This is a genomic window from Neobacillus sp. S1115 (genome assembly GCF_055385565.1).
Window position 1 is genome coordinate 2,875,682 of record NZ_AP038275.1, and the last position, 13,866, is coordinate 2,889,547.

A 13,866-nucleotide genomic window follows, 5' to 3' on the forward strand; every position below is an offset into this window, starting at 1 on the left:
TATATTTACTATACATATTTTAGAATTTTTTGTATAATATGAATATTATTGTTTTAAACAAACGTTCAAAAAATATATATTATTTAAAATTTAATTGAAAATAGTGAGGTGTACATCTTGTTAGATATAAAAAAGGACTGCAGCTTGGTCATACCGATTTCGATTCCGGAGAAGCTTGGAGGGTTAAAAACGGTCAATTTTTTTCTTGTTAAACAAGAAAAGTCGTTATCATTAATCGATGCTGGGTACAATACCGACTCTCATTGGGAGGCACTAAACCTGGCATTGAATCAAAATGGCTTGGTCTTACAGGATTTAACCGAAATAATTTTAACACACCATCATATTGATCATGTTGGTTTGGTAGACAGAATTGTCGATGCCCATCCCATTCCCGTATATGCTTCTCCCCTTTCCATTCCCCGCTTAAAAAGAGACAAAGATTTTATGGAAATGCGGGTTGAATTTTTCGAAAAGCTTTATTATGAAATGGGATGCGGGGAAACCGGTGAGAAACAAATTGCTTATTTAAAGAAAGCCTTACTGCGTAATAAGGGTAAAGCCATGCGTGCAGAAATTACAGAAATAACAGACAATGAATTCCTTGGTTTCACTATTTTGGAAGTCCCTGGACATTCCCCTGATCAGTTGGCTTTTTTGGATCAACAAAGAAAGCAGTTATTTGCCGGCGATTTATTAATTGAACACATTTCAAGTAATGCCATTGTTGAGCCTGATGAAAACGGAAGCAGATTGCCAACTATTAGTCAGCAGATTGATTCCTTAAATAAATGTGCAGCTATCCATATTGATTCTGTTTTCCCTGGGCATGGAGCGGTCATTCAAGATCCGAAAGCACTTATTCATAAGCGATTAGAGCGGATTGAAGAAAAATCTGAGCTCATCTTGAGATATATCCAATCTGGTCATTCTACAGCCAATGAAATTGCGCAGGTATTATATAAAAATACCTATAATGAACAATTTTCTTTAGTTATGTCGGAAATTATCGGCCATCTGGATTATTTGGAAGCGAAGAAGAAAGTAACAATGAAGAAACTGCAGAGTATTTGTCACTACCACGTAACAGTATAGCCTTACCTTAGGTAAAAGTACACTCAGTTAAAATACTAGTTTAGCATCTAAAAGGATGATATTATTGATATATCGTCTTTTTTAGGAGTGAAAACATGAGTGTACATAAGGATTTAATCAAGCATGCAAATAATCAAAATAAATCGTATCAGGAGTTTTTGGCTCTAGATCAGCAGCGGGAAATGTATATTGAAGAAGCAGTTGAATTATGCAAACAAGGTAAACCCTTTTCTACTTATAAAATTAATGAAGTGACAAATAGAATGAATAAGATAAATTTACGGATTATATCGATTAGAAAAAATGTTACACCTGAAATGGTACAGGAGTATGTGAATAAATTACGTTAGCCACAAAAAGACACTTTCCCAACAGGTGAAAAGTGTCTTTTTGTATTTTAATCCTCGTCCTCTCTCCCTAACCGTGATTCCTTTACCAATTCGATTGCTTCCTCCCGGTCAGCCACTTGAAGTTTATTTAGGATGTTTGTGACATAATTAGATACTGTTTTTCCGCTTATTTTTAACCTCGCGGCTATCCCAGAATTGTTCAAGCCATCAGCCATTAGGTAAAGCACCTCCCTTTCTCGTTCCGTCAAATCCGGAAAGGCCTCCTTCGGTGCTGCGGGGCGTGCCATCGAAAAATAGTCAATCATTCTCGAAGCGATTCCCGGGCTAAAAATAGCCCCGCCATTCCCCACTGTTTTAATCGCATTTAATAAATCGTCTTTCTCCGCATCTTTTAGGACATAACCTTTTGCCCCAGCCTTCATGGCTGCAAAAACAGAATGATCGTCCTGAAACATGGTTAATATTAAAATTTGTGTATTTGAATTATCTTTCATGATCTCTCTGGTTGCTTCAATTCCATTGCAGCCAGGCATTCGCAGGTCCATTAGGATGACATCTGGCTCTAATTTTTGAGCAAACTGGATTACTTCTTCTCCAGATGTCGCTTCACCCACAACCTCTATTTCGGGTGTTGTCATAAAGAGTGTTTTCACACCATGCCGAAATAAAGGATGGTCATCAGCAATTAGGATTTTAAGCTTTTTCATCTCTCTCCCCCATATTATCGGAATTTATCGGTAAAGATACGGTTATCGTTGTTCCGCCGTATATATTTGTTCCAAGCAGGAAACTTCCGCCCAGTTCGTTTACTCTTTCTTTCATGGACCCGATTCCAATGCCTCCATTCTTTGAATCTCTTTTTCTTGATGGAAGGATTCCAATCCCGTCATCTTCCACATTTATCTGCAATCCTTTTCCATTAACAGAAATACTAATAATGCAGTTTTTTGCTTTAGAATGCCTTACCACATTAACAATTGCTTCTGTTGTGACTCGAAAAGCTGCAACCTCTACTGCAGCGGGTAATACAGTCATAGTTTCGGGTACGTTTAATGTAAAGCTGATTTTTTCCGAAATGCTAAAGGACAACGCCTTTATTTGCTCATGAATGGCCCCAATCAAGCCCATCTCATCCAATGTTGGCGGACGTAAGTCATAGACCAGGCTGCGAATTTCTGAAACAGTCTGGCGTATGGTACTACGCAATTCCCCTAGTATATTTCGAGTGGCATTCGGATTACTTTCGACCAGGTCTTCAGCTGCTGCGGCAGTTAAGGCAAGTGCAGCGAGCCGTGGTGCCAGCCCATCATGAAGATTGCTTCTAAGCCTCCTTCTTTCTTCCTCTCTAGCCAAAACAAGATTTTCCCTAGATTCCTGTAAATCAGCAGCCAGAAGCTTTAAACTAATGGAAGCTTTTGCGCTATGAACAACTACGCTTGCTTGGCGGACAAGCATATCCAAAAATTTTCGGTCGGATACAGTGAGCGCCTCACCAGGTGAACGTGGTGATAGTTTCAAAACGCCCATTTCTTCTCCTCGATATAGTAAATTGTACGTTAGTGGAACCCCTTTATCAGTGCCTTCCTCTGCCGTCATAATCACCTTTCCATCTTGATATACGGAAAGTGAGGCATATGGAACCTTAAGCGAATCTCTGATTGTCTTCACTACCAAAGATAATACGGAATCAGGCTCCATAGGGTTTTCCAGTTCCTGTGCTAACCTAAGCAGGACAGAGTATGGGTCGTCATTTTCCCCATACATCCTTCTGTTAATAAATTGTTGGACCCTTTGCTTTATCGGTGCAAATAAAACCGCCACGATCCCTGTCGCAATTAGGGAACTGATTAAATGGCTATTCGTTTGCAGCAGTAACCCGGAATACCAAACAGCCAGGACATAAAATAAAACGGTGCTAACGGTCATGATCCCATATACTAGTGTACGATTGACGATGAAATCAATATCCCAGAGCCGATGCTTCATCATAGCAATCAAGATCGCAGCTGGAATCAGAATCATGAAGGTGTGAACGGCAATTTCTATATAATACAATTGGTAGGGGTCTGATGATATGGATTTTTCATTACTTACAAAAATGGCGGTCACGCTAAATAAGCCGGCAAGTGCCATGACCACACCGTAAACAACCCATTTTGCCTGCTGCTTCTCCAACGGCGCCATTACATATTTGTAGCGGTATATTTGGACAGTCAGGAGACTGCCAATCCACAGAATAAACCAAGAACCAAATCCCCATAGCTTTGATACATACTCTAAATCAACGAATGTATCTGGAAAAATCATCCCTGGAATACGCAAGATGATGAGCAGAAAACAAAGGTATTTGGACCATTTCGGAGCAAATCTTCCATTTGGAAACAGAAAAAAGAAAAGGATAAAAGCCGCCATGCCGCCTGCTCCAATTAAATTAACCAAGTAAACCAAAAACGGTGAACTGAGTTTTAACCCCTCCATTATCGGTGTAAAGGTTCCTCCCAAAGAAACAAGCATAAAACTCCCAAGCATCCCCATAAGCTCAGTTGATTTTTTCCAAAATAGAATCAATCCAGCCGTAATAAATACAATCCCGAACAGCACGTAAATACTTACATATGCAACTGAGTATTCGGATGGACTTATTCCTTGAACCGCAAGCCACTTTGTCCCAGGGGGAGGATTATAAAATGCTTCACAGGATTTGTTAATACATTGGTCTTTTATGTAGTGATAATAGACTGGGATACTTATTGTAAAGAGGATTATAGTAAGCAAAATAAATGTTAACAATCCCCACTTTGTATAGGCCTTCCATTTTGCTATGGATTGATTTTGAGAAGCTTCCATGATCGTAACGCTCCTGTTCATCTGTGATAGGAAAATTGTAGCAAAAATCGGATTTTTCTGTAAATATTTATTTTTCTTCCCTTCTGATTTCCTTGTTTTCGGGAAAAAAACCCTCTATCGGCCGGGAAGTAATGGGATGGTATGATTCATGTGAAGATAATTAAATCAAACAGGAGGAATGAAAAATGAGTATTCCAAAGGGATATCTTAAGTTTAGCGGAATCATGTTATTGTTAGGGGGGATTATGGGATTTACGGGACAATTAATTCATTTGGGTGATGTTCCTGAATCGGTAAAAGATATTCCCAATTTCCTAAAAAGTGCTGTCAATATTCACGTTCTTTTATCCTATGCATCTACGTTTATTTTAATGGGGCTGCCTGCTTTATTTTTAAAACAGTCTTCTGGATTGAAATGGTGGGGCTGGCTTGCCTTTCCTCTTCTCTTCACCGGTTTAATGCTTGAAATTTTTCATGGTCCAGTTCAAATTATTGCCTATCCGATTATCTTTGATTTCGTTCATACTTCAGCAGACCTCCAGCATGTCAGCGATCTTCTTAACAATATGGCTGTTGATAAATATCCGCTTCAGCTGGCTGTTTTCATCCCGCTCGTTCCAGGAATTCTTTTAGGTCTATTATTGTTGGGTATCTCTTCATTAAAAGCAAAAGTTTTACCGAAAGCGCCAGCTATCTTTCTCTTAGTTGTATTGGCCATTCAAATTGTCAGCTTTGTCGTTCCAGTTCATATTCACTTGCTTGAGATTTCCTTCGCCTATATTCATCTAGTCTTTGTATGGTTTGGCGGCGTCTTGGCATTTAATAAATCAAAATCTCTTGCTAGCAATAATAATGAGATGATTCAAATCGAAAAATAGTGGTATAAAAAAGACACCTTCCGATTGGAAAGTGTCTTTTTTCTTCTAATGAAAAATAGCCGCTATGATTTGGTCATATGACATCCCGCTATCAACGGTATATGTACCTGGTCGTAATTTGTTTTGCAGTCCTCTCGCCTCGATATCTTTTGAGAATTGGAAAGCATCAGGAACAAGATTAGCTGATACTAGCATTCTCCCGACATCAATGCTTGTCATGCCGTCTGCAACATTAATGACTGCTTGTGATACATTTTGCTGCTGTGCATTCGCTGGAGGGGCAGCCTCTTGTTGAGCCGTACCATTTTTCGCGGCATCTAGATTTTTGTTATACTCATCTTTTGTTTGCACAATATATCCTGCGTCGGTAAGCTGCTTTTTCATTTCATCCTTTGATACAGAAGCCTGATTTGATGCTGGCTGTCCTGCCGCCTTTGAAACATGGCTGTCGCTTGAAAAATAAGCAATGGTGCAGATACCTGTCGCCAATAGAAGACCCGCTGAAAAACTGCTGATTAGGTTAACCTTCATTGGCAACCAGTCTCCCTTCAGCTTGTGATGATTGGTAAACAGCGATAATCTGCTTGACTTCATTTTCGGAAACCTGTTTTTGTTGAGCAATGCTATCAATGGAGTATTGACGTCTGTATAAGTCTAGTACTTCACGCTTTAATATCTTTTCCTCCGTGGATAGCTGAACTCCCGTCTCTTTTGTGACAATTTCCAAATCAAGTTCCATGTTGCGAAGTGATTCTTGCATCCCATTTATTTCTTTCATCACAGATATATGAACAAGGTCAATTTCTTTATGGTTTTTCTTAGCAGTTTGACGTTCTTTCAGGATTGAGAATATCAGCAGCAAAATGGATACAACAAACAAAGTGGTTAATGTCCATTCCATTAAGACAGTCTCCTTTCACATTCTATTAGTATCACAAGTTCTTATTATACATCCCAAACTTATATTTTTCGACTCCTATTTTTCAAACACAACAAAAGTCGCATGGATTTGACAAAAAGCGCCATGCAAAACAACGATATTTACATAATAAAAAGGAAAATAGTTCATTATAAATATGAATTGATATGAATTTTGAAAGGAGATTTTATGGTGCAAACCAATCAAGTACCGATACCAGAACCGCCTCAGGCGATCACAACCAAAGATCTTATGTATTTAAAAGATGCCATGTCCTGGGAGCTTCTCGCATTTAAAAAGCTACATTTTTTAGCTGAGCACGCAACTAATCAGGATGTTAAGCAAGCTCTTGACCAAGCAGGACAAATGCATCAAAAGCACTATCAAAAATTGTTGTCTCATCTACAAGTTAATAATAATGCTGTATTATCAAGCCTGCAAAATGCGCAGCAGCAGCAACAGCAAATGCATTAGAACGGAGGTATGTAAAAGTGCAAAACCAGCAAATGCCACAGAATCAGCAAATGCAGCAGTCTCAGAATCCTAACCAGATTGCCAATCCACAAACAGGACAATTGCCGAAAGTAAAAGGTCCGGAAATGAATGATCGTGATTTTTTAAACGACGCACTCAGCACCTGCAAATATATCACAGACAGCTTAAACATCGCCGTCCGTGAAGCAAGCCATCAGCAGATGCATGCCGACCTGTTGCAAATGTTAAATGAAACTCACCAGAGCAGCCGGCAGTTTTTCCAACTCATGTTCCAAAATGGATGGTATAAACTTGAGGCCGAGGAACAGCAGAAAGTCAACCAAGCCCATCAGCAATTTAGCAATTACTCAAGCCAGTTTCCGTACCCACTTCAATAGAATAGTCATCGGCATAAATAAACGGGCAGCGTGATCACTGCCCGTTTCATGTTGATTATTTAAAGTTCAAACTCCCATTCCTCACGTAAATGTAAGTAAAGTAACAGGAGCAAGTTTTCAAGTTCTATATCACTGTGTCCAGTTACTTCCACACCGATTTTTGGAAGCATAATCTCAGCAATTTGCCCGGTCAGTTGTTTCCGCTCTGTAACGGGCAGCTGGACAAAGCGATGCGCATATGTACGGATCAACTTCCACTCCTTCATTCCTAACGATCTTAGCGCCCATTCATCAATGATTAACTCCTCTTTGGAAAGACCCCTATTTAGGATTTCTTTCTCAATTCCTGAAGGCTTTTTCTTAGCTTTAGTACCCCGTTCATGAACCACAACTGTCCCAGCAACTAGGTCACCTAGTCTCTTATGCTTGGAATGAAAAAACACCATTAGCATTCCAAGAAAATACCCCGCTGGCAGAGAATCGACAATTCGCATTAGATTGCGGATAAAGCTTGAAAGCAAGGTAATGCTGTGTCCATTTTCTTGAATAACCCTGATACCCATCCATTTTTTTCCTAGGGTTCTGCCGCCATAGAAAAATTCAAAGGCAAAAAAGTAGCCCCAATTAATAATAAATATCACAATAATCGCTATGGCAAAAGGGACCGTATTCTCTTCTAAAAAAAAGGGAAAAGACGACATGCCTTTCATGATGAAAATAACCAAAATAATGCACAAAATATTAAACACCATTAAGATTAATTGATCTATGATAAATGCCGCAGCCCTGCTGCCTAAACCGGCAAGGCTAAACTGAAGTGAGACGTATTCCGGTGTTTTAATATCCATTTGTTCATGATTCAACAGGGTTCTCCCCTTTCTAGATGATAAAGTTTCCTATTTTTCTACAAAATTACTATAATAAGGAATAGAAGAAAAGATTAACGGCAAAGAATGGTGAAAAAATGAATGTTAAACAATTTATCAAGCAGCATCGTGAAGAATGGAAACAGCTTGAACAGTTAATCGCAACATTAAGCAAGGGCAGAAAGACGATAACTGGAGACAACATTATACTCTTCTCACGCCTATATCAGAAAGCGGCGCAGAATCTTTCTTATAGCCAAACGTATTATCCTAATGACGAAGTAACGCAATATTTGAATGGACTTGTTTCAAAATCGCATAATCTTTTATATAAAGACCAGGTATCAAGCGTCAAACAAATTCGTCATTTTTTCGCCGCCAAGTTTATCGGGTTATTACTAGAACAATGGAAATTCGTTGTGGCCGCGATGATCTTGTTTGCAATCGGCGCGATTGGCAGCTTCCTTTCAGTCTTGAATGATCCACTCCATATCTATTCCATTCTTCCTCCAGAAATTGCCCGAGGCGTTGACCCGGAACAGCTCGGAAGTAGGGATGGTGCGGTCGATTCCTCACTCATGTCGGTTAGTATCATGACGAATAATATAAAAGTGGCCATACTAGCTTTCGCTGGTGGTATAACTTTTGGAATATTAACGGTTTATTTGCTTATCTACAACGGCATTATCATAGGAGCACTTGCAGCGCTTTTCTGGCATCACGGCAAAGCCTATGATTTTTGGGCCTATATTGTTCCCCATGGCATGATTGAACTTACAGCCATTTTTATTGCCGGCGGTGCTGGTCTGTTAATGGGCTATAAGCTCTTTATACCTGGCTCGTACTCAAGAGGGTACCAATTGAAGGAACATGGAAAACGCTCTGTTCAGCTGCTCCTTGGAACTATACCATTATTTATCATCGCCGGAATCATTGAAGGTTTTATCACACCGGCAGCCATCTCGCTTGAAGCTAAATATATGGTTGCTATCTTGACTGTTTTGGGTTTAGTTCTTTATATTATTTTTGGAAAACTGAAACACAGTCATGCTATAAAAGATTCTGATTCATTATCTCCATATAATGGGACACAGCGATAACCGCTAATTTTTCCTCACGGGCCTCTATCATTGGAAGGCCCTGCTTTTCCCATTTCTTTTTCTCCCGATTCTTGAAAAGCATTTGCTGCTGGGCAATGCTCTTCAACATTGCCGCTTGAACATCAATCGGCTTCGCTTTTGTTCTGGTCAACAGGGTTCGGTCCTCAACCCCGATCATGAAAAATAAATGCCGCATTCGAAGCTGTTTAAGGTAGGCAAGGGCGTGTTCTTCATGTAGAAAGGTCTGTATATCACTAAATAATAAAAGCAGGCTTCGTTTCTTTTGGACCATTTCCAAATATTGAAGAACGGCTGCATAGTTTGATTCTACTGCATCAACTTTTATATGGTAAATGGTCTGGAGAATGGTTTGCAGATGGGCCATCCCTTTTGCCGGCGGAACAAAAGTTTTAATTCCATTTGAAAAAGCTAGAACGGACACATAATCCCCTTTTTGAAGAGCAGCAGCGGCAACGGTTACGGCAGCTTCCAGGGCTTTTTCTAAGCGGTTGCCTTTTTTCAGTTCTGCCCCCATCATACGGCCGCAATCAAGTAAAATCGTAATGTACTTACCATGCTCTGGCTCATATTCGTTTGTCATCAATTCCTGAAGCCTAGCGGTTTGCCGCCAGTTAATTTTCCGCGGATCATCTCCAACCACAAAGCTCCTGATTTTCGAAAATTCGCCAACCCCGCTTCGCTGCTTGCGAATTTCCAAGCCTTCATACAATAAATAATGCTGGGCATTTTCTAGATACTGCTTTGTTTCCGTTAGATCGGGAATCACTTTCACTGAACCAGATAAATCTACTGTTACTTGCTTTTCCCACAAGCCGATTACACTTCGATAACGGAAGTACAGCTTATTGATTTCGTATTTTCCCCTCTCAGCAGGTACCGTTTCATAGTTAATGACGTTGGCTGAATCCGCCTGACCCCTTCCGGATATCGGAAACGGCTTTGTAAAGGTTTGCGGCAGACCATCAATGAATCGGTAGTTTAGTGAATATGGAGAATGATTGCGAACCTCAATCGTAATCGGATAGGTAAGTCCCCGTTCCATTTCCTCTGTTATGGTCCGCTTGAAGGAAAGCTGTGTTTTTTTCGCTGAGAACAATAAATCAACCAGACTGATGAAAAAAACAACAATGTTAATCATAAAGACGTACCACCATGATAAATCCCTTAATACCCCCAGTGTTAAAAAAATAGTCAGCACAAGGTAAATCAACATCAGCCGCTTCGTCGGCAGTATACCTCTATCTTGGAACAGGAACCGAGCCCACAAGCTCTTCGATGATTTGGTCAACGGTTGCTCCCTCCAATTCTACATGAGGAGATAACTGAATCCGATGACGTAAAGCAGGCTTTGCAACCATTTTGATATCATCTGGAGTCACATAATTTCGGTCTGACAAATAGGCCCAAGCCTGTGCTGCTTTACCAATCGAAATCCCCGCTCTGGTACTAGCACCGAAGCGAATCATGTCCGTATCCCGCGTTTTCCTGACGATTTTCATAATGTAATTAAGTACATTATCACTAATTGTAATATCTTCAATTTCTCTTCTTATTGCCACGAACGTGTCTAAATCCATTATTTGAGAAACTTCAGTCCTGTTAAAGTTGTTCTCAATAACTTGTTTTAATACATTTTTCTCTTCTTCGAAGGATGGAAAATCAACCTGAAGTTTAAATAAAAATCGGTCCTGCTGGGCTTCGGGCAGTGGATAGGTCCCCTCGAATTCAATCGGGTTTTGTGTCGCCACCACAAAAAATACTTCTGGCAGCATGTAGGTTTCTCCTTGGATGGTCACCTGTTTTTCCTCCATCGCCTCAAGCAGGGCAGCTTGTGTTTTGGCTGGTGTCCGGTTAATTTCATCGGCCAATAAAATGTTGGTGAAAATAGGCCCTTTCAACGTTTGAAAGGAGCCTTCCTTCATATTGTAAATCATGCTGCCGGTGATATCACTTGGGAGCAGATCCGGTGTAAACTGTATGCGGTTAAAATCGCCGCCGAGCAGTCCTGCAAGCGTACGGACCATTTGAGTCTTCCCGGTGCCTGGCACCCCTTCGAGCAGGACATGGCCGCCTGTTAAAATCGCGGATAATAACAATCGTAAATTGAGATTTTGTCCTAAAATTCGCCTTTCATATTGTTCCAATAGGGATGTTAGTTCTGTCCTCACCCTTGTTCCACCTCTTTCTGTAACTGGTCTAACTTTCTAGACCAAAGCAAATATTCCTGTTTAGTGATTTTGTTTTTATCGAGAATTATTGCCAATTCCTGAAGAAATAAGCGAATCTCATTAGTTTTTATTCCCGTCCATTTGCGTTCTAAATATCCCCAAATATCCTGCCATTCTTTGTGATAAGGAACCTGCCATCGTTCTTGAAGGAGCTGCTTCAGATAATCGGCTTGAATCAACAATGAATCCTGATATCGTCTTCCCCGAAGATACCAGGCTGCTATCGCGCGAATTCCTTCATCACTAAAACGGACCATCTCTTCCCGTGGAACCATAATTGGGCCAAACCGTTTGCCCTTATTCCAAAGCCAAATGAAAGCTATCAATATTCCCTGAAACATCAACAGTAAAAACCACTTTGGAAAAGCAGATAAAAATGTTGAAGTTGTTTGCTCGCCATGAACATACTCATCAAACAGAATTGTCTTGGAGTTGGTTTCATTAACCAGCGAAATCAGCAGTGGTAAATGGTCGTTTTTTAAAATCTTGCCATTCGTCATCCATTCTGGTGTAATCGCGACGATTAATTGGCCTTTACCAACAGCACGTTTCAAAGCAACGGGTCCGTATTTATCGTGCAATAAAGTTTCTTCTCCGTTACGAGGCTGTAGCCGAACGTATGATAGGACTTCCGCCTTTTGTGCTGCTTTGCCGCCCGTTCCATTGATTTTTAAGGGTTCTGGAGATGGTATATCTTTCTCCAATTCTTTTGTCCTTAAATCAAACAGACCATCTGGATTTTGAGTAAGCAATAGAAGCGAATTTCCTTCCTTGATAAAATCGATGTATGAGCTGATTTCCTCTTTTTCAGTAAAATCTCCCGGCTCCACCATAATTAATAGCTGCTGTTCTTTATTCTTTGGCAATAAAGAAGGCGAATGGTTCCAGCTTTTTGCACTCATTTCCTTTTTTAAATATGTATAAAAGCCCTTTGTCCCCGTTGGGGAAGGAGATTCAGTTACGTAATTCGGATATACTTTCGGTTTGGGAGTAAAGGTGAAATAGCTTAAAAGCACAAAAACAACTATTAATATAACGAACCAAAGCCAACCCTTTCTAGCCTTGTGCAACGTTTCCCCCTCCCTCCTTGTTCATTTCCGACAACAGACTCAAAACAACAGATTGAAACTGCCGGTATTCCTCTTGAAATGCCTCCCTTTCGCCATAAGTCACTTCGTCAAAAAAATGCGCGAGATGGTAAAATTGGCCCGCCCGCTGTTTATTCTCTTTTCTAAGCTCCTCATAGTACTCCCAATTGGTCTTCCATTTTCTCGCCTCAAGCCATCCTTTATCGTGAAAGAAAAGAAGCAGGGCCAAAAACAGGTGTCGTGTTGCAGCTGAATAATCGTCTGCAGTTTCTAGCTTTTCTGCTTCTTTTAAATGCTCATGATAAGTCCAATTTATATCCTTTAAAGATTGAAACGGTTTTTTGCTTCGGAGAACCCGTTCTCTTTTATAATGACGAATCAGAAAAAATACAGCTAAAGCCAATAGAACGATGACCATAATAATGACAGCGATTAAAATAGAGCTTGCGGCGTTATCGGCAGATTCAATTGATGGAAACAAACCGGCTAACTTGTCCGCAATCCACTGCTTAGCCTTTTCCCACCATTCAGCGAAAAGACCATTAGAAGCTTTGTCATAAACCCGATATTCCTTTTCGTTCAAAATTTTCTCAAGGTTTTCCCGTGCTTTTTCAGTAGTAAGCATCTCAATCACCTAATTTAAAAAAGAGGTACGATCATAGTCTTCAATCATTTCCTTTAAATCATCGGCATCGTGGCGCACTTTTAAATCTAAGTACATCACGGCATATCCAACTGAGAAAATCATTGTTGTCACTAAGGTCACAAGATTTGAAATAATCGTAAACAATACGCTATTTCCTAAAGCTAACCCAATTGTCCCTTCCACTGAGAAGCTGATAATAGTAATAATTAAATAAAAAATAATATAAAGTCCCATAAGCGGCCATGTACGTTTCTTGGTCAATCTCCAGCTTCTGCCGAATCCTGGTGACTGTCTGTCAAGAACTACCGACCCGAAATAAAAACTCCAGCGCGTTAAAAAATAGGCAATGATCGGTGCGAAGATTAGAAATAACCCGATAGCTAATAATATGCCTAAAACGGGATTGGCCATGGAGCCAATTACTCCTGAAAAGGCAATGATTAAAATAGGAACCAGCATGATGCCAAAGGCAAGCAATCCAAATAAAATACTGCTGCCCAGCATGGGCCAGAAACGTGTTAGGGCTTGCTTGATAACCGACCCGACAGTAAACTCCTCATTTTTGCGAATATGATTGACGGCAAAAAGAATAGCTGCCTCTGTGATCGGACCAAGAATCACTGTGATTAGTCCAATCACCGCCATTCCAATGTCAGCCCCAAAGCTTCCGGCGTCAAAGGTTCCTTGATTTTCAAAGCTGGTCATGAATTGCTCAAACCAATCACCGCCGCCTTTCACTTCCCTAAAGAAGCTTGTTCCTGAAATTAATAATATGATGGCTTGTAATAAGTAAACAGGACCTAAAAGCAGGAGGAAAATCATAAAGAAATCCTTAAATCTGTTTTTACTTAAACTGAATGTATGATCGAGTATTTCTCCGAATCCTTTTGGCTTTGAAAACTTAGAATCCAATCTAAATCCCCCTTAATCTGTTTTCACAAGAATTATTTTAACAT

General features: G+C 40.1%; 16 protein-coding genes. 6 read left to right on the top strand and 10 right to left on the bottom strand.

Translation table 11 applies throughout. The features are described 5' to 3' along the window. The first annotated feature begins 108 nt into the window (after nucleotides 1–108). Nucleotides 109–1,095, top strand: a complete 987-nt coding sequence (locus tag ACZ5B7_RS13980) for an MBL fold metallo-hydrolase (RefSeq protein ID WP_464494210.1) — start codon at nucleotides 109–111, stop codon at nucleotides 1,093–1,095. A 95-nt stretch (nucleotides 1,096–1,190) separates the two neighbouring features. Next, nucleotides 1,191–1,445 carry a DUF2533 family protein gene (locus ACZ5B7_RS13985; RefSeq protein WP_464494211.1) on the top strand — a complete coding sequence of 85 codons (255 nt, stop codon included), beginning with the start codon at nucleotides 1,191–1,193 and terminating at the stop codon, nucleotides 1,443–1,445. Nucleotides 1,446–1,492: 47 nt separating this feature from the next. Here ACZ5B7_RS13985 and ACZ5B7_RS13990 read toward each other — a convergent pair whose 3' ends face one another. After that, nucleotides 1,493–2,152 carry a response regulator transcription factor gene (locus ACZ5B7_RS13990; protein WP_464494212.1) on the bottom strand — a complete coding sequence of 220 codons (660 nt, stop codon included), beginning with the start codon at nucleotides 2,150–2,152 and terminating at the stop codon, nucleotides 1,493–1,495. Next, entirely contained in the window at nucleotides 2,139–4,292 is a 2,154-nt protein-coding gene (locus tag ACZ5B7_RS13995; RefSeq protein WP_464494213.1) for a sensor histidine kinase, read from the bottom strand. The genes ACZ5B7_RS13990 and ACZ5B7_RS13995 overlap by 14 nt, the downstream gene beginning before the upstream one ends. Nucleotides 4,293–4,477: 185 nt before the next feature. Here ACZ5B7_RS13995 and ACZ5B7_RS14000 point away from each other — a divergent pair, with 185 nt between their 5' ends. Continuing rightward, a complete protein-coding gene (locus tag ACZ5B7_RS14000; RefSeq protein WP_464494214.1) occupies nucleotides 4,478–5,170 on the top strand; it encodes a hypothetical protein in 693 nt (230 codons plus the stop codon). A 45-nt stretch (nucleotides 5,171–5,215) separates the two neighbouring features. On the opposite strand, the gene ACZ5B7_RS14005 is transcribed toward ACZ5B7_RS14000, so the two are convergent. Next, nucleotides 5,216–5,701 carry an aminodeoxychorismate lyase gene (locus ACZ5B7_RS14005; protein WP_464494215.1) on the bottom strand — a complete coding sequence of 162 codons (486 nt, stop codon included), beginning with the start codon at nucleotides 5,699–5,701 and terminating at the stop codon, nucleotides 5,216–5,218. Beyond that, nucleotides 5,691–6,071 carry a hypothetical protein gene (locus tag ACZ5B7_RS14010; RefSeq protein WP_423802370.1) on the bottom strand — a complete coding sequence of 127 codons (381 nt, stop codon included), beginning with the start codon at nucleotides 6,069–6,071 and terminating at the stop codon, nucleotides 5,691–5,693. The genes ACZ5B7_RS14005 and ACZ5B7_RS14010 overlap by 11 nt, the downstream gene beginning before the upstream one ends. Nucleotides 6,072–6,278: 207 nt before the next feature. Between ACZ5B7_RS14010 and ACZ5B7_RS14015 the strand changes: the two genes are divergently transcribed. Both ACZ5B7_RS14015 and ACZ5B7_RS14020 read left to right on the top strand, forming a co-directional pair. Next, a complete protein-coding gene (locus ACZ5B7_RS14015) occupies nucleotides 6,279–6,563 on the top strand; it encodes a ferritin-like domain-containing protein (RefSeq protein ID WP_423802371.1) in 285 nt (94 codons plus the stop codon). Nucleotides 6,564–6,595: 32 nt separating this feature from the next. Then, complete coding sequence (locus tag ACZ5B7_RS14020; protein ID WP_464494216.1) at nucleotides 6,596–6,961, top strand: spore coat protein; 366 nt, start codon at nucleotides 6,596–6,598, stop codon at nucleotides 6,959–6,961. Nucleotides 6,962–7,020: 59 nt separating this feature from the next. On the opposite strand, the gene ACZ5B7_RS14025 is transcribed toward ACZ5B7_RS14020, so the two are convergent. Beyond that, the gene (locus ACZ5B7_RS14025; RefSeq protein ID WP_464494217.1) at nucleotides 7,021–7,824 is read right to left on the bottom strand and encodes an RDD family protein; all 804 of its coding nucleotides are present in this window, start codon (nucleotides 7,822–7,824) and stop codon (nucleotides 7,021–7,023) included. A gap of 101 nt (nucleotides 7,825–7,925) precedes the next feature. Here ACZ5B7_RS14025 and ACZ5B7_RS14030 point away from each other — a divergent pair, with 101 nt between their 5' ends. After that, a complete protein-coding gene (locus ACZ5B7_RS14030) occupies nucleotides 7,926–8,927 on the top strand; it encodes a stage II sporulation protein M (protein ID WP_464494218.1) in 1,002 nt (333 codons plus the stop codon). Here ACZ5B7_RS14030 and ACZ5B7_RS14035 read toward each other — a convergent pair. Genes ACZ5B7_RS14035 through ACZ5B7_RS14055 form a run of 5 tightly spaced genes read right to left on the bottom strand, consistent with a single transcriptional unit; the run spans nucleotide 8,878 to nucleotide 13,822 of the window. Beyond that, nucleotides 8,878–10,236 (bottom strand): DUF58 domain-containing protein, encoded by a 1,359-nt coding sequence (locus ACZ5B7_RS14035; protein WP_464494219.1) that lies wholly within the window; start codon nucleotides 10,234–10,236, stop codon nucleotides 8,878–8,880. The genes ACZ5B7_RS14030 and ACZ5B7_RS14035 overlap by 50 nt on opposite strands. Beyond that, nucleotides 10,187–11,116, bottom strand: a complete 930-nt coding sequence (locus ACZ5B7_RS14040; RefSeq protein WP_464494220.1) for an AAA family ATPase — start codon at nucleotides 11,114–11,116, stop codon at nucleotides 10,187–10,189. Before ACZ5B7_RS14040 ends, ACZ5B7_RS14035 begins: the two co-directional genes overlap by 50 nt. Then, nucleotides 11,113–12,246 carry a DUF4350 domain-containing protein gene (locus ACZ5B7_RS14045; RefSeq protein WP_464494221.1) on the bottom strand — a complete coding sequence of 378 codons (1,134 nt, stop codon included), beginning with the start codon at nucleotides 12,244–12,246 and terminating at the stop codon, nucleotides 11,113–11,115. Before ACZ5B7_RS14045 ends, ACZ5B7_RS14040 begins: the two co-directional genes overlap by 4 nt. After that, complete coding sequence (locus ACZ5B7_RS14050) at nucleotides 12,233–12,889, bottom strand: DUF4129 domain-containing protein (protein WP_464494222.1); 657 nt, start codon at nucleotides 12,887–12,889, stop codon at nucleotides 12,233–12,235. Before ACZ5B7_RS14050 ends, ACZ5B7_RS14045 begins: the two co-directional genes overlap by 14 nt. A 9-nt stretch (nucleotides 12,890–12,898) precedes the next feature. Then, complete coding sequence (locus ACZ5B7_RS14055; protein ID WP_464494223.1) at nucleotides 12,899–13,822, bottom strand: DUF7847 domain-containing protein; 924 nt, start codon at nucleotides 13,820–13,822, stop codon at nucleotides 12,899–12,901. Between the last annotated feature and the right edge of the window lie 44 nt (nucleotides 13,823–13,866).

Coding starts and splice junctions, on each gene's coding strand:
- ACZ5B7_RS13985 (WP_464494211.1), top strand. CDS start 1,191: ATGAGTGTACATAAGGATTTAATCAAGCATGCAAATAATCAAAATAAA.
- ACZ5B7_RS13990 (WP_464494212.1), bottom strand. CDS start 2,152: ATGAAAAAGCTTAAAATCCTAATTGCTGATGACCATCCTTTATTTCGG.
- ACZ5B7_RS13995 (WP_464494213.1), bottom strand. CDS start 4,292: ATGGAAGCTTCTCAAAATCAATCCATAGCAAAATGGAAGGCCTATACA.
- ACZ5B7_RS14000 (WP_464494214.1), top strand. CDS start 4,478: ATGAGTATTCCAAAGGGATATCTTAAGTTTAGCGGAATCATGTTATTG.
- ACZ5B7_RS14005 (WP_464494215.1), bottom strand. CDS start 5,701: ATGAAGGTTAACCTAATCAGCAGTTTTTCAGCGGGTCTTCTATTGGCG.
- ACZ5B7_RS14010 (WP_423802370.1), bottom strand. CDS start 6,071: ATGGAATGGACATTAACCACTTTGTTTGTTGTATCCATTTTGCTGCTG.
- ACZ5B7_RS14015 (WP_423802371.1), top strand. CDS start 6,279: ATGGTGCAAACCAATCAAGTACCGATACCAGAACCGCCTCAGGCGATC.
- ACZ5B7_RS14020 (WP_464494216.1), top strand. CDS start 6,596: ATGCCACAGAATCAGCAAATGCAGCAGTCTCAGAATCCTAACCAGATT.
- ACZ5B7_RS14030 (WP_464494218.1), top strand. CDS start 7,926: ATGAATGTTAAACAATTTATCAAGCAGCATCGTGAAGAATGGAAACAG.
- ACZ5B7_RS14050 (WP_464494222.1), bottom strand. CDS start 12,889: ATGCTTACTACTGAAAAAGCACGGGAAAACCTTGAGAAAATTTTGAAC.